16 protein-coding genes are annotated in these 17,726 nt (G+C 41.7%); 8 read left to right on the plus strand and 8 right to left on the minus strand.

The genetic code is table 11. The features are described 5' to 3' along the window. Positions 1–91: 91 nt before the first annotated feature. Genes K1X56_09665 through K1X56_09680 form a run of 4 tightly spaced genes read right to left on the minus strand, consistent with a single transcriptional unit; the run spans position 92 to position 7,147 of the window. Positions 92–2,992, minus strand: coding sequence for a hypothetical protein (locus K1X56_09665; protein ID MBX7094979.1), 2,901 nt, complete (start codon positions 2,990–2,992; stop codon positions 92–94). A 32-nt stretch (positions 2,993–3,024) separates the two neighbouring features. Continuing rightward, entirely contained in the window at positions 3,025–4,413 is a 1,389-nt protein-coding gene (locus K1X56_09670; protein ID MBX7094980.1) for a cation:dicarboxylase symporter family transporter, read from the minus strand. Further along, a complete protein-coding gene (gene aroC, locus K1X56_09675; GenBank protein ID MBX7094981.1) occupies positions 4,413–5,492 on the minus strand; it encodes a chorismate synthase in 1,080 nt (359 codons plus the stop codon). The genes K1X56_09670 and aroC overlap by 1 nt, the downstream gene beginning before the upstream one ends. A gap of 2 nt (positions 5,493–5,494) precedes the next feature. Then, a complete protein-coding gene (locus tag K1X56_09680) occupies positions 5,495–7,147 on the minus strand; it encodes an ABC transporter substrate-binding protein (GenBank protein ID MBX7094982.1) in 1,653 nt (550 codons plus the stop codon). 144 nt (positions 7,148–7,291) lie between these two features. Between K1X56_09680 and K1X56_09685 the strand changes: the two genes are divergently transcribed. The 4 genes from K1X56_09685 (at position 7,292) to K1X56_09700 (ending at position 11,201) form a co-directional block, all read left to right on the plus strand. Further along, complete coding sequence (locus K1X56_09685; protein ID MBX7094983.1) at positions 7,292–7,696, plus strand: hypothetical protein; 405 nt, start codon at positions 7,292–7,294, stop codon at positions 7,694–7,696. 96 nt (positions 7,697–7,792) lie between these two features. Beyond that, entirely contained in the window at positions 7,793–9,127 is a 1,335-nt protein-coding gene (gene mtaB, locus K1X56_09690) for a tRNA (N(6)-L-threonylcarbamoyladenosine(37)-C(2))-methylthiotransferase MtaB (GenBank protein ID MBX7094984.1), read from the plus strand. Next, on the plus strand, positions 9,127–10,287 hold the full coding sequence (locus K1X56_09695; protein ID MBX7094985.1) for a prolipoprotein diacylglyceryl transferase: 1,161 nt from the start codon (positions 9,127–9,129) through the stop codon (positions 10,285–10,287). Before mtaB ends, K1X56_09695 begins: the two co-directional genes overlap by 1 nt. Further along, positions 10,284–11,201 (plus strand): diacylglycerol kinase family lipid kinase, encoded by a 918-nt coding sequence (locus K1X56_09700; protein MBX7094986.1) that lies wholly within the window; start codon positions 10,284–10,286, stop codon positions 11,199–11,201. Before K1X56_09695 ends, K1X56_09700 begins: the two co-directional genes overlap by 4 nt. Here the strand turns inward: K1X56_09700 and K1X56_09705 are convergent. Both K1X56_09705 and K1X56_09710 read right to left on the minus strand, forming a co-directional pair. Beyond that, on the minus strand, positions 11,196–12,059 hold the full coding sequence (locus K1X56_09705) for a hypothetical protein (protein MBX7094987.1): 864 nt from the start codon (positions 12,057–12,059) through the stop codon (positions 11,196–11,198). The two genes, K1X56_09700 and K1X56_09705, sit on opposite strands and share 6 nt — an antisense overlap. Further along, entirely contained in the window at positions 12,056–13,519 is a 1,464-nt protein-coding gene (locus tag K1X56_09710) for a sodium:solute symporter (protein MBX7094988.1), read from the minus strand. Before K1X56_09710 ends, K1X56_09705 begins: the two co-directional genes overlap by 4 nt. A gap of 109 nt (positions 13,520–13,628) precedes the next feature. Between K1X56_09710 and K1X56_09715 the strand changes: the two genes are divergently transcribed. The 3 genes from K1X56_09715 to K1X56_09725 are packed head-to-tail and all read left to right on the plus strand — an operon-like array spanning position 13,629 to position 15,799. Further along, a complete protein-coding gene (locus K1X56_09715) occupies positions 13,629–14,282 on the plus strand; it encodes an ABC transporter ATP-binding protein (GenBank protein ID MBX7094989.1) in 654 nt (217 codons plus the stop codon). Further along, entirely contained in the window at positions 14,282–15,037 is a 756-nt protein-coding gene (locus tag K1X56_09720; protein ID MBX7094990.1) for a TIGR02757 family protein, read from the plus strand. The genes K1X56_09715 and K1X56_09720 overlap by 1 nt, the downstream gene beginning before the upstream one ends. Before the next feature lie 33 nt (positions 15,038–15,070). Beyond that, the gene (locus tag K1X56_09725) at positions 15,071–15,799 is read left to right on the plus strand and encodes a DUF4919 domain-containing protein (protein MBX7094991.1); all 729 of its coding nucleotides are present in this window, start codon (positions 15,071–15,073) and stop codon (positions 15,797–15,799) included. Here the strand turns inward: K1X56_09725 and K1X56_09730 are convergent, their stop codons facing one another. Further along, entirely contained in the window at positions 15,800–16,528 is a 729-nt protein-coding gene (locus K1X56_09730) for an SOS response-associated peptidase (protein ID MBX7094992.1), read from the minus strand. A 163-nt stretch (positions 16,529–16,691) separates the two neighbouring features. Between K1X56_09730 and K1X56_09735 the strand changes: the two genes are divergently transcribed. Next, complete coding sequence (locus tag K1X56_09735) at positions 16,692–17,180, plus strand: GNAT family N-acetyltransferase (GenBank protein MBX7094993.1); 489 nt, start codon at positions 16,692–16,694, stop codon at positions 17,178–17,180. 6 nt (positions 17,181–17,186) lie between these two features. Here K1X56_09735 and K1X56_09740 read toward each other — a convergent pair. After that, the coding region (locus tag K1X56_09740) for a carbonic anhydrase (GenBank protein MBX7094994.1) at positions 17,187–17,726 on the minus strand (540 nt) is incomplete at its 5' end.

The raw sequence follows: 17,726 nt of genomic DNA on the forward strand, positions 1-17,726 counted from the left end.
GACGAATAATTCAAATTTCATTCCATTTTCGGTTTAGGCAATAAAAAAAGGCAGATCCGGGGGGGACCTGCCTTTCGTAGTGCAAATTGTTTTATTTCAGTTTATCGGCCTGGGCACGTGCTTCATCCAATACCTTTTGGGCTTTTTCATCGGCTTCCTTCTCCAGTTTTTGTGCTTTATCCTCCGCCTCTTTATTCATTTTTTGAGCAGTTTTTTCGGCAGCAGCTTTTTTCAGAGGATTATTTCCTGCTTCGGCTACCAATTTTTCGCCGGCGGTTTTCGATTCCTCACGAACTTTATCTGCGGCCTTTTTAGCTTCAGCACGAATTTGCGCTGCTTTTGCTTCTGCATCTTTCATGATTTTTTCAGCTTCGGCGCTTGCTTTGGCTTTCACGTCTTCTTTCACTTCCTCAATCTTCTCTTCTACTTTCTCTTTCACTTGCTCTTTGATTTCGTTTTTCAAATCCTGAGTTTGTGATTTAAGATCGGTTTCAATTTTCGGATCAGTCACCGTTCCGGTGATGGTGGCGCGAACGTTTACGATGTCGCCAACCTCAATGGTGGTTCCTGCTTTTGCATTCGCTTTTGCCATTAATCCGTTAAGGGTTTCATTGGCAGCTGCACCAAATTCACTACGCGGAATAGCCATGTCCATTTTGTAATCGAGCGTTTGATCGAAACCGGTGCTTCCTGCAATGGTGGTTTTGTAGTTGTTCACTTTTATGTCGTACGGATCAACAAACACGCGTCCGTCTTTAAAGGTGTAATTCAGATTTACATCCTGAATGTTTTGTTTCGAAAGTTTGCTGATTTTCAATTTTTCCGCCAGTTTATTCAATGGTGCAAATCCTTCGATGTAAATGGATTTTGTACTCAGTGTTCCATTACCGTTCATGGTATTGTACAGAGGTTCCATTTTGTTATTCAGGTGGGTGTTGAATTTCATTTTGGTAGAAAACTTACCGGTACATTTCGACGCAATCGGTGCAAGTTTTTCGATGGTATTAAATGTTTCGGATGCTTTTTTAATATCCATGTTTGAAATATCAAAATCGAAATCTACCAATGGTTCAAGCGGATTTCTCGAGTCGTAAACACCATTCATCATTACACTTCCTTCGAGGGTGTTCAGGTGCAATTTGTCGAGCGACATCACCCCTTCGCGCATGATGATATTTCCGCCTACATTATCCAAAACAATTTCCGGTTTTCCGGCATAATTCGGATAGCGTACTTTTCCGAAATTCGATGATAACACGAAGTCGATGTTTTTCGGAACTTCAAATACATAGGATTCTGACGTTGCTGTTGCGGGAACAGGATCGGCAGCTGGAGCAGGTTGTGCGGCAACGGTTTCTTCGCTGCTTCCCATTAAACTTCCAAAATCCAATTCCGGTGAGCTCACGTTAAAGGTTCCTTTTAATGTTTCACCTTTGAGGAAATAAGCGAGGTAATTATCAATTTTTCCATTCGCCAGCAATTGCGTTTTATCTACAGTAGCATCAAAGGAAGCCAGTTCGAGGTATTGCGGATTAAATCGGAAATCCATGATTTTAATGTTGGTCGGATATCCCATCGAGGTATCGTTATACACCAATTCTTTCGCTACGATACTTCCTTCGGCTTTGAATTTTTCATATTCACCTTTGTCAATGCTCGACATCCTGCCGTCGATTTGTACATCCGAATCAATTAATCCGGTTAATACCGTTCCGCTCGAAACAGGAACAACATCTTTTAAAGTGGCTAAATTGAAATTCGCTTTTAATCCCGCTTTAATTGCAGGATCTGTCATTGGATGTGCCAGATGTAAAAATGCTTCCAGTTGATTTCCGCCGAGGTTCGATTTTAAAGTTGGAATATCTACAACGATATCATCCATCGAAGGATCTCCTTTGGAGTTGACATTTCCTTTTACATAAATGCCGGTAGCCGATTTTGGTAATCCGGGATATTGGAAACTTCCGTTTTCTACTAAAAGATCCACATTAAAGCCAGGCATAGATTTTTCGCTGTATACACCCGATAATTTTCCTTTTACCTCTGCTTTACCTCCGAATTTAATGCTGTTGTAATCGGCCGTGTAAATAGCAGGAACCAAAGAGTAAATGTTTTTAAATTCAGTTTTAACGGTTGCAAAATTGATGTCCATATCAATATCACTCGATGGCATCGCAACAAATCCGTCGAAACCTAATTCGAGTTCATTCAATTTTACATAATCATCCGGCATGAAAGTGTACTTGCTGTTTTTCATGTCCATCGCAAAATCGAATTTCGAATCCACTTTCGTGTTTTTCATATAAGGAACGCCACCGTAAATGAAGTCGAGCGTATCTGCCGTAGTGGTCGTTTTAAAATCGAATTCATCTTGTGTAAAGTCGCCTTCACCGTGGTGATTTAAATTCACGATGCGTGCATACATATCGCCGGCGCGGTCGTCGTAAGTGATGTTTGTGTTTTCTAAATAATAGCTGCGAACCTTCAGCGCAAATTTAGTTTCTGAGGTGTCCACTCCTTCTGCCACTTTCGTGGAGTCGGATTTGGCTATGTCGTAATTGGCTTTTCCGTTTTCGAGCACAATCACATTCAGGTCGGTGTTCTTCAGTCCAACCTCGCGAATGTCGATTTGATCGCCCCATAATACCGAATACAAATCTACACTCACAATAATCGTTTCAGCATCGATTAGTTTTACGCCTTCGAATTCTTTTTCACCGGTGAGCGAAACTTTTTTCAATTCCATAGTGAAATTCGGAAAGGTGGAGATCAGTGTTAAACTATAATCTTCACATTCAAATTTACCATGCAGGTTGTTGTTGATTTGTTCTTTGATGAGTGCGAAAATTTTATCGCGGAACAGGAAAGGTGCAATCAGTACGAATACAAAGAGCAGCAGAAATGTAATTCCGCTCCATTTTAAAATTCTTTTCCATAAAGGTTTTTTCACCTTGGGTGCATTCGGATCAGTGGTTTTCTTTTTGAAGAACATATTCGTGGTTTTGGTTCGTTTAAAAATTAAAATTAGGAATTAGTCGGATGCGTGTCAACCGGATGAAACTCGCCTTCGGAGCGTGCAATCACTACCGCTGCGAGACAATTTCCAATCACATTCACGGCAGTGCGGGCCATGTCCATTAATGCATCTACAGCTAATATGATAAAGGCTTTTTGCGGATCTATTCCGAGACTTTGAACGGTACTCACTAAAATTATAAAGGAAGCTCCCCTTACACCGGCAACACCTTTGGAAGTGAGCATCAGAATTAGACACATGTACACTTGTTCACCGAATGACATGTCGAGTCCCGATAACTGCGCCACAAACACCGATGCCAAGGATAAATACAAGGTTGTACCATCGAGATTAAAGGAGTAACCGGTGGGTAAAACAAAGGCGACAACCTTGCGGCTAACGCCAAATTTTTCCATGTTCTCCATCGCTTTCGGTAATGCAGCTTCGGAAGTGGAGGTAGCAAATGCAATGGATACGGGTTCCCATACCGCTTTGAAAAAGGCTTTTACGGGGACTTTAAAAAAGACCATTACGGGGACTAAAACTCCGCCGACAAAAACAAGTAATGCACCATAGAGGGTGAGGACCAAATTAATGAGCACACCCAAAACTTCAATTCCCGATTTTCCCACGGTAGAGGCCAATGCACCGAATACGGCGAAAGGTGCAACATACATCACAATATGGGTGAATTTGAACATCACTTCACTGAGGCTCTCCATGAAATGAAGCATGGTATTTTTCTTGCCTTCATCTTTCACCATAAACAATGCAATGGCAAAGAGGATGGCAAAAACCACAATTTGCAAAACCTGATTTTCCGCAATCGATTTCGCAATGTTCTGTGGGAAAATATCGACGATGACGTCGTGGTCGACATTCTGACTCAATAATTTTTCTGCTTTCGCCGAAGTCTTGCTCGCAATGCTGGCCGTAACTTCAGGATCTAATCCTTTTCCTGCATTGGTAAGATTAATAGCACCCAATCCGATGAACAATGCTACCGTGGTTACCAATTCAAAATACAAAAGCGATTTTAAACCCATTCGTCCAACCTGCTTCATGTTGGAATGTCCTGCAATTCCCACAACAAGTGTGGAGAGTAATAAAGGCGCGATTACAGTTTTAATCAGATTGAGAAAAATTTTGCTCAGTCGGTCCAGTTCCACCGCCTGATCCGGAATATCAACACCTACTTCAATACCTGCCACCATCGAAAACATAATCCACATGGTGAGTGATTTTCTTCGGAAAGTGAGCACGCCTAAAACGGAAATCAGTGCCAGACGAATCCCCATGATGAGTCCCTCCGAAGCGATATCGCTGTATTTCCAGAAGAGAACAATCATGGCAATGATGCCGGTGTACATCAATGTAAATAATCCTTTATTGCGCATCAGATTCGATTGGTTTTAGAACGTAAATAATGATCTGCAAGTACCATTGCTGCCATTGCTTCTACAATAGGTACTGCACGGGGAACCACGCAAGGATCGTGGCGACCTTTCCCTGAAATATGGGTTTCATTTCCATTTGCATCCACCGTTTGCTGATCCTTCATGATGGTGGCTACGGGTTTAAATGCAACACGGAAATAAATATCGCTTCCATTCGAGATACCACCTTGTATGCCACCGGAAAAATTAGTGGAGGTGGTTATTTTTTTATCCTGTACACGAAAGCTGTCGTTATGTTCAGAACCTTTCATCCGCGTTCCCTCAAATCCGGAGCCGTATTCGAATCCTTTTACCGCATTAATCGCGAGCATTCCTTTTCCCAGATCAGCATGTAATTTATCGAATACCGGTTCGCCCCAGCCGGCAGGTACACCACGTATCACACAGGTGATGATTCCTCCCAGCGAATCACCGGCCTTACGGGTTTCTTCAATGAGTTCGATCATTTGCGCTGCCATGGATGGATCAGGACAACGCACTGCGTTATTTTCTTTGAGTGTTAAATCCACACCGGTATAAGGAACTTTAAGTTCAAGGTTACCGACGGAACTCACATAAGCATCAATTTGGATTTGCTCTTGTTGCAAGATTAATTTTGCGATGGCACCGGCCACTACTCTGCAAGCTGTTTCCCTGGCAGAAGATCTTCCACCACCACGGTAATCGCGTATTCCGAATTTTTCCTGGTAAACGAAATCGGCATGGGAGGGACGAAAAACTTCCTTGTTATGCGAATAATCTTCACTGCGGTGATCTTCGTTGGGAATGATAAATCCAATTGGTGTTCCTGTACTTTTTCCTTCGAAAATACCCGATAAAAATTTTACCGAATCGCTTTCTTTTCGCTGGGTACTTATGGAGGATTGTCCCGGTTTACGACGGTCCAGTTCCTGCTGAATAAAATCCGTGTCGATAATCAATCCTGCCGGACAACCCTCAATGATTCCGCCAATGGCTTCACCGTGTGATTCGCCAAAGGAGGTAAGAGAAAAAATATGTCCGAAACGATTGGCCGACATTTTTATTTATTGATTTTAACCCGCTTTAATTCGAGACGATTCATGGCATTTACCGATAATCCTTCAACGTAGTTGTGCACAAAGCGAACGACTTCATCGTAATACAATGGAATAACAGGAGCTTCTTCCAATAGAATCTCTTCCATTTTGGTATAAAGCTCATAGCGTTTCATTTCGTCGGTTTCGGTGAGTGATAATTCGAAATTTACATCGTAGGGACCATTCCGGAAATGCGTGTAATTGGGTCCTTTTGGTGATTCGTTTTTGCTGTAGAACAACTGATAAAAATTGATGGCTTCCGGATAGTCGGCGGTCCATGATTTCCTAAACATGTTTGTTTGAAAACCGGCAATCATTTGTTTCTGCACATTGGGAAGAACCAATTCCAGATCGCAGCGCAATCCTAAATCTTCGATGTTCTCCTTGATGTATTCGCAGATCTGTTTGTATTCGTTGGTGGCGATCAGTTTTACAGGTTCAAGTGATTTCGGATTGGTAATTCCCGCTTCGAAAAGCAGAGCTTTTGCTTTTTCCGGATCATAGGTATAGCCAATGATGGATGCGTATTTGTAGCTGGGCATACCCATGGGGACAAACCCGTTTTCGGCAGGTTGGCCGATTCCGTTTCGCAGGAAGGTGATAATTTCTCTGCGGTTGATTCCGTAGTTGATGGCTTTGCGGACTTGTTTGTATTTGATGGGACTATTCGCAAATGCGGGCTGATCTTCTTTGAGCATAAATCCGATGTAATCCGTCTTTAACCATGGATGGCGCTGCAGATACATGCGGTCGGAAAATTCCGGTTCCAGATCACCTTCTTTGGTGAGGAGCTGATCCTGATACGAAGGATGCAATCCGGAAATGAATTCAAACTTTCCTTTCAGGAATTCGCGGAACTCCACATCTTTTTCGCGAATGAAGGAAATGGAAACAGCATCGATGTAGGGGAGACGGTTACCGTTTTCATCCAACTCAAAATAATTTTCGTTTTTAAGCAATACCAGTTTTACATCTTCTTTCCAGGATTTGAAGGTAAAGGGTCCGGTACCCACGGGGTTTCTCGAAAAATCATCACCGTAGTGATCTACGATTTCAATGGGCACTACGTAGCAGAACGAAAGCGATAATTGCTCCAGAAATCCATGTTGCGGTTTGGCAAGAACGATTTTAAGAATGGAATCATTGGGAGCGTAAAAGCCGAGTCCAAATGAGCGGGCCGATTTATCGAGGTTCTGAAAAATGTATTGTCCTGGAGAGGCCACATCGGGATCGGTGATGCGGAAAAAGCTATTGACAAAATCCTGCGCCACTACTTTTCTTCCCTTTCCATTGGGGAACTCCGGATGATCGTGGAAATAAACATCATTACGCAGGGTGAAGGTGTATTCGAGCTTATCGTCGGAAACCGTCCAGGACTTAGCAATGTCGGGAACCACATTCAAATCCTTATCCAGGGTTACCAGTCCGTTAAACAACTGACTCATTGCCCAACCATCCTCAAAACGCACGGCCAATGCCGGATCCAGGAAGGAAATACCGGCCGATTCATTATATCGAAATACTTTTTTACCACTTAATTCTGCAGAATCCCTTTGTTCGTTGCAGGAGAACAGCACCAGTGAAAAAATCACGACAAAAAATCCAATCGATCTCATTCAGAAAATTATTTGGGTAAAGATAGAGGCTGGAGGCTTAAAAATAAAATTCCGAAAGGGGAAAAATTGGGGATTGTCGAAATAAAAACCGAAGCTGCCGATACGTAGAAATTTGGTTATATTGCAAGCATAAATTCTAGAAACATGAAAAAAATGATTATGCCTCTCATGCTTGTTGCTTTGGTACTTGGCTCTTGCGGAGAAAAAAGTAAAAAAGGTGCCTGGATTGCAGAGGATAAAGACAACTATACTTCTGAATGTAAAAAAGCTGCTGAAGGTGAAAGTATTCCGGGAATGGATGCTGATACCTACAAGAAGTTTGTGGATCAGGTATGTAGCTGTTCATTAGAAAAACTGGAAGATGGTTACGAGAATGCGATTGAAGCCAACAAGGACCGCGAAGGGGTGACCAAAATTGGTGAAGAATGCGGAATGGAAGCTGCTATGAGCCTGATGGGCGAAATGGACATGGGTGGTGCAATGGAAGAAGCTCCCGTAATGGATGAGGCTGCCGTTGAAGAAGTAGCTACTGAAGAAGGTGCTGAATAATTGTTCTTGAGATTACAGAGAGAGGGGACCAAGCGGTCCCCTTTTTTTATCGCCTTTCCTGTGTAAAATGATGCGAATGCTATACCTTTGCAGCTTATGAATCAGTACAAGAAGGTCAGTTTTTACACGCTGGGCTGCAAATTGAATTTTTCTGAAACATCCACCATTGCCCGTCAATTTGTGGATGCCGGCTTTGCGCGTGTAGATTTTTTTGATCGTCCGGATATTTACGTCATCAACACCTGCTCCGTTACCGATAATGCCGACAAGAAATGCCGGCAATTGGTTAAAAAAGCCCTCAAGGTAAATTCCAATGCGCAGATTGTAATCATCGGTTGTTATGCGCAATTAAAACCGGATGAAATTGCTTCGATAGAAGGAGTGGATCTGGTCCTGGGTGCGAATGAAAAATTTAATGTGATTGAACACCTTGAAAAACTGGAAGGGAAAGCGGCTGAGCGCGGAAAAGTGGAGGCGATTGAAATTAAGCAGACCAAACATTTTGTACCCTCTTACAGTTATGGCGACCGCACCCGGAGTTTTTTAAAAGTGCAGGATGGTTGCGATTATTTTTGCGCTTTCTGTACTATTCCTCTTGCACGTGGATTTTCACGCAGTGAGACGATAGAAAATACCTTAAAAATTGCCCGCGAAGTGGCTGCCACCGATGTGAAGGAAGTGGTGCTCACCGGTGTGAATATCGGTGATTTTGGAAACGGCGGAGATGAAAATTTTTATGGTTTGGTACAAGTCCTTGATGAAGTAGAAGGAATAGATCGTTACCGTATTTCATCCATCGAACCCAATCTGTTGAGTGACGAAATCATTCAATTTGTTTCCAGCTCCAAACGATTCGCACCGCATTTTCATGTTCCGCTTCAATCCGGATCCGATAAAATTTTAAAACTGATGCGTCGCCGTTATGAACGCTCGCTCTATGCCGACCGTGTCCGTTCCATTAAACAACGGATGCCGGACGCTTGCATCGGTGTGGATGTGATTGTTGGTTTTCCCGGCGAAAGTGATGAAGATTTTCTGGATACCTATCAGTTTTTAAACGATCTGGATGTCTCTTATTTCCATGTTTTCACCTACAGTGAACGCGATAATACCACCGCAATTCGCATGACGGATGTAGTTCCGATGGATGTGCGGAATAAACGCAGTAAAATGTTGCACATACTTGGAGAAAAGAAAAAACGTGCATTTTATTCTACACAAGAAGGAAAAATTGCCCGTGTTCTTTTCGAATCGGAAGAAGAAGAGGGGATGATGTATGGTTTTACCGAGAATTATGTAAAAGTAAAATTCCCTTATGATGAACAATTGGTGAACCGTTTTGCCGATATCCGATTAACACAAACCGACCGGGATGGAGTAATGAAAGCCGAATTGATTGCGGTAGTTCCCGATAACAAGATTTTAGCCTGATGTATCCTACACTTTACCATTTTTTTTACGATATCACCGGATTCGAAATTCCGTTTCTGCGTGCCGTTAACAGTTTCGGTTTTTTTGTCGCCATGGCCTTTCTGGTAGCCGGCTGGTTATATGCCAAAGAATTAAAACGAAAAGAAGAAGAAGGATTTGTTCCTGTATCTAAGCGCTTGATTTGGGTTGGTGCTCCTGCTCCCTTGCATGAGATTGTATTAAACGGATTATTGGGTGCGTTTTTAGGATTTAAATTGATTTATGCATTCACACATCAGGATGTTTTTTCGCGCTTTCCGAAATTTTTATTTTCTGCAGAAGGAAGTTGGATCGGATTGATCATTGGTGCAGCGATTATGGCTTATTGGCGTTATGCAGATGGAAAAAAAGCTGAATTGCCCAAACCTGAGCAGCGGGAAGAACTGGTTCACGGTTATGATCATCTTGGAAAATTAATCACGCTTGCCGTGTTGTGGGGATTCATCGGTGCCAAATTATTCGCGTGGCTCGAAGATCCGCAACCGCTTGGTGAATTTTTAAAAGATCCTTTTCGCGGTTTAACCATGTATGGCGGATTAATCTGCGCAGCGATTGCCATGACGTTTTACATGCGCAAACATCAACTACCGGTATGGCATTTTTACGATGCAGCAGCTCCTGCTTTAATGCTGGCTTACGGTGTTGGACGAATCGGTTGTCACGTAAGTGGCGATGGAGATTGGGGAATTGAAAACACCGCTCCAAAACCGGGGTGGATGTCCTTTTTACCCGACTGGATGTGGTCCTACACTTACCCAAATAACGTGAACATGGTAGGTGTTCCGTTAAAGGATTGTCTCTATGGCGATCAGTATTGTACCGTATTACCCAATCCTGTTTTTCCTACGCCCTTTTATGAAACCTTAATGTGTGTGGCCTTCTTTTTTATTCTGTGGGCCATGCGAAAAAAAATTACCATTCCCGGTGTATTGTTTATGTCCTACCTCGCCATGAACGGAGTAGAACGTTTCTTCATCGAAAGCATTCGTGTAAATGAAAAATATCATTTATTGGGCATAGAAGTTACCCAGGCGCAACTGATTTCCTTAAGTTTTATTCTTGTGGGTATTGCAGGAATTTTTTATCTTAAACACAAGCAAAAAAATGCAGTCTCGGCATGAGCATTGTTTTTATTGTAAAATCAACCATTCGCAATAAGCAAAACTTTTATCGTTTTCTGGAAGAGTTTCGCTCGTTTGGACATATAGAACGCATCGAAGTTAAGGAAACCCAAAAGGCGGGTCACGCTATTTCTCTGGCCTTTCAAAGCTGTAATGAAGGATTTGAATATGTAATTGCTGTTGGTGGCGATGGAACACTGAATGAAGTGATCAATGGCGTTTTATCGCATCCTCACCATGTGCCCTGCATAGCGCTTTTGCCTTATGGAAGCGGAAATGATTTTTCGCGCATGGCTTTTGGATTTCATCAACCGCAGGAATTAATGGAGGCCTTGCGGAAACAAAAACGTAAGACGGTCGACATTCCCGTACTTCGTTCTACTGCTGAAAACACAGAGAGCCGAAAAATGTATTATGTAAACATGCTCGATGCAGGAATTGGCGGTGTGGTGAGCAGAAAAGTGAACCGCAGTAAAAAACGATTGGGTGTGGGATTTTCATTTTTCACTTCCATTTTAAGCACTTTTTTAACGTATTCAACCAGCCGTGCGCGGATTGTGTTGAATGGAAAAGAAGTGATTGAAAAGAAAATTCTGATGGTTGCCGTTGCCAATGGAATCTCATTCGGAAACGGACTCATCATCTCGCCCGATTCGCGTCCCGACGATGGTAAATTAAACGTGATTGTATTCGGTGATGTCAGTGTGTGGCTTTATCTGAAATACCTTCCTAAAATCCGCAAGGGGATTAAAATTGAACATCCGGAAATCAGTTACCATTTGGCGCAATCCATTTCGGTAGAACCCATTTCTCATTCTCTATCTGTTGAGTACGATGGAGAATTTGGAGGATATGCGCCCCTGAAGGTGGAGTTGAACGGGACAAAAATTGATTTTCTGGTTCCTGTATTATAATACCTCCGGGTCACTTTCTTCACCATTGAACCGCTCTTCATTCATGTTTTTTTCTGCTTTCATTTGTAAAACCATAGGGTGAATCATACCGATGGCTGAAATGGGCAGGAATAAAATAACGATTCCCAGACCGGCAGCAAATACAAATGGGACCATGAATAAAATATTTGTATCCAACAGATTGAAGAAAAAATAATTCAGTCGTTCTACTACATAAGTGAGGCCCATAAACATGAGTTCAATGGAAACGATTAATAAAAGGAAACCGGATATTATTCCTTTCCATGCAATCTCTCTTTTATTAATGGAATAGGTATAATGAAAAATTAAAAAGGGGACGAGATGAAACAAAATGATTTGAGCGTCTTCTTTAAAGAAATTGGGATGATAATAAAGTATTGAACCCAAACTCGGTTCTTCAGGCGGAAAATACATTTGAAAGATAAAAATTAAAATTCCACCGATAATTCCGCCTACGATACAACGAATGAATGTGATTTCCTTCAGCATCATTTTAAAATAGTCGCGCGAAATACCTTCCTCATTTTTCGAATGCAACAGCATTTTATAAAACACCATGTAAAATCCGCAGCTAAATACCACTGATGTGAAATAGAATGAATTAAAGATAACAGGAATCTCCAGTGGTTGTAGTGGTGCTTCCAGGAAATAGAAGTAATAATTATAGACGTATTTAAACTCGATAATGGCGATGATGTAAGGGATAAAAAAACTAATCAAAAAGGAAATAATGGAAAATCCAACGAGAAAAGAGAATATGTTTTTCTTTCTGTAATAGAAGCGTAACATTTCAAAAATGCTCGCTTGAAATAGATCGATAAAGCGAATTTTTTTCATGCTTTTTCAGAGGTAAAGTGAAGTCCTGCGTAAACCAATAATCCGTTTAAACCCAATAATTCATATCCAAATTCATATCCGTCGAAAAAGGATTTGGAATACATGCTGAGTATATAACAAATTACCGGTGCAGCGAGTGAAAAATATGGAACAAGCGAATCGTTCGCCTTGCGTTTGCTGAGTATGCCAAAGAAGAAAAGTCCGAGTAAAGGACCATAAGTATAGGCAGCAACCGTAAGAATGGTATTGATGATGGCATCATTGTTCATCGCTTCGAAAATGAGAATAACCAGTAATAAGGCAATGGCAAAACCAATATGAATTCCGTTTCTCCATTTTCTTTTTTCTTGTTCTGACCGCGATTGCTGATCCATTTTCAGAATGTCGATATAAAACGAAGTGGTGAGGGTGGTGAGTACGGAATCTGCACTGGAGAAAGTAGCGGCGGTTAACCCGAGTATAAATACAATTCCCGCAAAAGAGCCCAGATGGTTTAAAGCGAGTTCCGGAAAAACTTTATCGGGAATTACATCACCTGTGGCGTTTAATGGAAGTGGAATGTGACTTTGCGCGTAGTATTGATAAATTAATACACCCAGCGACAAAAAGAAAAGATTTACAATCATCATCACAAAACTAAAACTGCGGATATTTTTTTGAGCTTCACCCAGTGTTTTGAGGCTGAGATTTTTTTGCATCATGTTTTGATCCAATCCCGTCATGGCAATGGAAGTGAGCATGCCGCCGATGAACATTTTAAAGAAAAACGATTTTTGGGTCCAGTCCCAGAAAAAGGTTGTTGAATTGGAATCATTTGCAATACGCGAAACCATTTCTCCGAATCCAATTTCCATGTTTTTCTGAATCGCATAAATGGAAAGGATTACCGCTAATAATAAAATTCCCGATTGCAGCACATCGGTCCACACCAATGTGCGTATCCCTCCCTTGAGTGTATACACCAGAATTAAAATGATAATGATGGAAACAGAAATGCTGAATGGAATATTTAATTGCTTCAAAACAAAATAGTGAATGACACCCGCAGCGAGATAGAGTCGACCGCCTGCTCCCAGCAAGCGTGAGATAAGAAAGAAAACAGATCCCGTTTTTTCGGCTTTGGGTCCGATTCTTACCCCCAGATACGAGTAAATGGAAGTAAGATTCATTTTGTAATACAGCGGAAGTAGAATTTCGGAAATCACAAAATAGCCGGCGAAATAACCGAATACCAATTGCAAGTAGGAGAAATCCCCTTTTTCCACCGCGCCGGGAACGGAAATAAAGGTGACACCCGACAAGGAATCTCCCAGCATACCGAAGGCAACGGCAATCCATGGCGATTTTTTACTTCCCAGGAAATAGGCATTATCATCGGCCCCTCTGGATGTTATCCATGAAATTCCGACCAGCAGCAGGAAATAAAACAGTAAAACAGCAATGACAAAAAATGGATCCATGGATTAAAAATAAGCGAGTAAAGCGCTAAACCGGCAAGCGGCTAAGGATAGATTTCCACAGCGATTGCTTAATTAAGCAGGATATTGTTCTTTTTCCTATTTTGGCCCCATGATCGAGATCAAGGGCATTGAAAAAGCGTATGGCGAATTAAAGGTTCTGAAAGGAATAGACCTGGAGGTGCGTGAAGCGGAAGTGATTTCCATTGTGGGATCTTCCGGTGCGGGTAAATCGACCTTGCTTCATATTTTAGGAACCTTGGATCGGGCGGATAAGGGGACCTATTTTTTTAATGGTACCGATTTATCGAAATTAAACGATGCCGCACTGGCACAATTTCGAAATCAACATATCGGATTTGTATTTCAATTTCATCAATTGTTACCGGAGTTTACGGCATTGGAAAATGTATGTATGCCTGCTTTCATTGGGAAAAAGGACGTGAAGGCGAGTCAAAAAAGTGCGCAGGAATTACTGGAATTTCTCGGTTTATCATCACGACTTACACATAAGCCATCAGAGCTTTCCGGTGGAGAACAACAGCGGGTGGCCGTTGCGCGTGCTTTGATGAATGAGCCCGGATTAATACTTGCCGATGAACCATCGGGAAATCTTGATTCGACCAATGCCCGCGAATTGCACAAATTATTTTTCGAATTACGGGATCAGTTTAAACAAACATTCATCATTGTAACCCACAATGAAGAATTAGCGAACATGGCAGATCGTAAACTGGTGATTAAAGACGGAGTGTTTCTTGCCTGATGAACCGGGAATTACTTTTCGATTTTCTGAATGAAAAAGCAGAACAGTACGAAGAACCATCGTTTATTTCTTCCGATCCGCTCTCTATTCCGCATCGCTATCAAAAAAAAGAAGATATAGAAATCGCAGGATTTTTATCGGCGACCATTGCATGGGGACAACGCATTACCATTGTAAAAAACGCCGAACGTCTGATGCAATTAATGGATGATTCGCCGTATGAATTTGTCACTTCACACAGTGAAAAAGACCTCCTTCGTTTATCGCGTTTTGTTCACCGCACACTGAATGGTGATGATGCGATGGCTTTGATTTCCGCATTAGGAAAATTGTACAAGGAAGACGGTGGATTGGAACAAGTTTTTTCCGGAGAAGGTAGCATATTCGAAAAAATAGCCTTGTTTCACCGGGTGATGCGGATGCATTTACCATTGGAACGAAGCGCCAAACACATCAGTGATCCTGTTAGCGGATCTGCGGCAAAGCGAATCAACATGTTTTTGCGCTGGATGGTTCGGTCGCCTAAAAAAGGAGTTGATTTCGGAATATGGAAAGCAATTTCGAGTGCAGAATTAATTTGTCCGTTAGATGTACATACAGCAACCGTTGGAAGAAAACTTGGTTTGTTGCATCGTACACAAAACGATTGGTTAGCAGCAGAAGAACTAACGGCATCACTCCGTGAAATCGATGGCAATGATCCCGTAAAATTTGATTTTGCATTGTTTGGTCTCGGTGTTAATCGTGAGATTTGATTTCTTTTTCTTATATTGATTCAAATTACGGTTATGCGCGCTTTCTTTCTTATTCTGTTTTTTCTTCCCCTTGTGGCTTTGTCGCAAAAAATTTCGAATGTCGATTACGATGAAGTCAAACTAACAACAGCCGATTCGAGTTCTGCATTTTATTATGCAAAACTTCAGGAGCGAATGATAGCGCTGGATACAACACTTAGCGAAAAGGAATATTTTTATCTCTATTACGGAAATGTGTTTCAGTCCAACTATTCCCCCTATGGCGATTCCGATGCAATCAAGAATTTTAACGACTTGTATAAGGAAGCGAAATTCACTGAGGCCATTGTTGCGGGTGAAAAAGTCTTAAAGGAAAATCCGGTGAATATTCGTGTTCAAATGCGGATGCTGGTGTGTTATCACAAGCTGGGTGATAAAGTGATGGCTAAAAAATATGCGCATAATTATTATTCGCTGCTCAATGTTATTTACAGCAGTGGTGAAGGTACCTCCCTCGAAAATCCATTTGTTGTGATTCGCGTATCGGATGAATATGATATTATTTCCGATTTGGAATGCAGGTTTGTGAAGCAGGCTTTGGTGGGAACGGTGGATGTTATGACGGTTATTCCTCCTGCGCAAGGCGATGGTGAAGGCGAAAATGTAAAAGGAAAAAAGAAGAAATCGAAAAAAGGAAAAGAAGAAACGCGCGAATTGTATTTCGATGTTACGCAATCCTTCAGTTATCTGCAGCGTCAGTTTAAGGAGAGCGATAAGAAATAATTAAAACAAGGAGCCCTGAAACGAATTCGGATCGATCCATTCTTCAATGAGTTTTGGATTTTGATCGTTATCCTCTTTAAACTGTTGTTCAGAAATTTTCCAGGCTTGCATTTGCTGCTCGGGAAAGGGACGCATTAATTTTTCAAGTTCTTCCAATGCCAGTTTTGGGTCCAGCCATTTTTCCTCATCCTCTTTTTCAAGAATCAAAGGCATTCTCTCTTTGCTGTTATGGATTTTTGCCGTCATCGGATTCGCCACGGTGGTGATGATGGAGAAACTGTTGATTTTTTCCCCGTTGGCAGGATTGATCCACGATTCATATATCCCTCCCATGGAGAACAAAGGCGCATCATTAAGTGAAATGTAATGCGGAATTTTTTTCTTTCCCTCGTGCTGCCATTCGAAATATCCGGTTGATACGACCAGACAACGTTTGCTTTGTATGGATTGGCGAAAGGATGGTTTTTCAAATATACTTTCTGCCCGGGCGTTCAGGGTTTTTAGACGTATTTCCTTCGCCTCCTCCGCCGAACGAATCCATGAAGGGATAAGTCCCCAGCGATAATGATCGATGATTTGCGGGTTTTCCTGCAGAATAAGCGCGCATTTCGGGAATTGAAAACCATTCTCCCGGAATCTGGCTTTGTGTAATGTAGGGTCCTTAAATTTCGCTTTATAGCGGCTTTCGATTTCCTCTACTTGCTGGGCGTTGGATTTGTAATAGCACATAAGCTAAAGATAGGAGATTTAGTTGCTAATTCAAGAAGGTGAAATCAGCTTTTTAAGTCAAAATTTAGTTTATCCCGGTGGAATTTTAAACTGTTTTCCATTCGGACCATAGAATTCAAATGATAATTGTTCATTATCCTTTTCTTCTGCCTATTTTTACGCCATGGAGCTACAACTGCGAACAGCCGGTGAACAGGATATTGCTTTGATAGCAGCAATGGCCGACCGGATTTGGAAGATTCATTACCCGCCGATCATTGGAATGGAACAGGTGGAGTATATGCTTAACAAGATGTACAGTGCAGAAGCCCTTATCCGTCAAATGGGGGAGGGTCAGGTTTTCCGTATTATCGAATCGGATACCGCTTCAGTGGGTTTTATTTCCGTTTCTGAAAAAGTGGAGCATGAATTATTTCTGCATAAATTTTATTTGGATGCGAATGTGCAGGGCAGGGGAATGGGGGCTGCTGTTTTTTCCCAATTAATGGCCATGTATCCCGGCGTAAAAAAAGTGCGATTAACAGTGAATCGTCAGAATTATAAATCCATTAATTTCTATTTTAAACTCGGATTTACCATTGCAGAAGTGGCCGACTTCGATATCGGAGAAGGTTATCTGATGAATGATTTTGTGATGGAGCTTCAGCGATGAAGGTCATCAGGAAAAAAATTCCACGATCCCTGTCGTAACATTATAAATTCCACCGATCAGTTTTATTTTTCCGCTTTCTTCCAGTTCTGCAATAATGGTGCTTTCTCTTCTGATTTTTTCGATGTTCAGTTGAACATTGTTATGTGTAACGTGATTTAAAAATTCAGGATTTCCGGAGTTGCGGTTTTCTTTGGTGGTTTTTTCGGAATAGATGGCGGGTTGAATTTTATTGAGCAGTGTTGTGAGGTTTCCCATTTCAAATTTATCGCAGGCACTGCTGATAGCGCCGCATTGGGTGTGACCTAACACTAAAATGACTTTAGAACCGGCCACTTTGGTAGCAAATTCCATGCTCCCGAGTATATCTTCGTTTACAATATTTCCCGCTACACGAATACTGAAAATATCACCCAGCCCCTGGTCGAAAATCAACTCCGCCGAGGTCCTGCTGTCGATACAACTTAAAATAGTGGCAAAAGGGAATTGTCCTGCCGAAGTCTCATTCACCTGCTTAAGCAGATTGCGGTTCATTTTTAGGTTATTCAC

The sequence above is a fragment of the Flavobacteriales bacterium genome (genome assembly GCA_019694795.1).
GTDB lineage: Bacteria > Bacteroidota > Bacteroidia > Flavobacteriales_D > UBA2798 > UBA2798.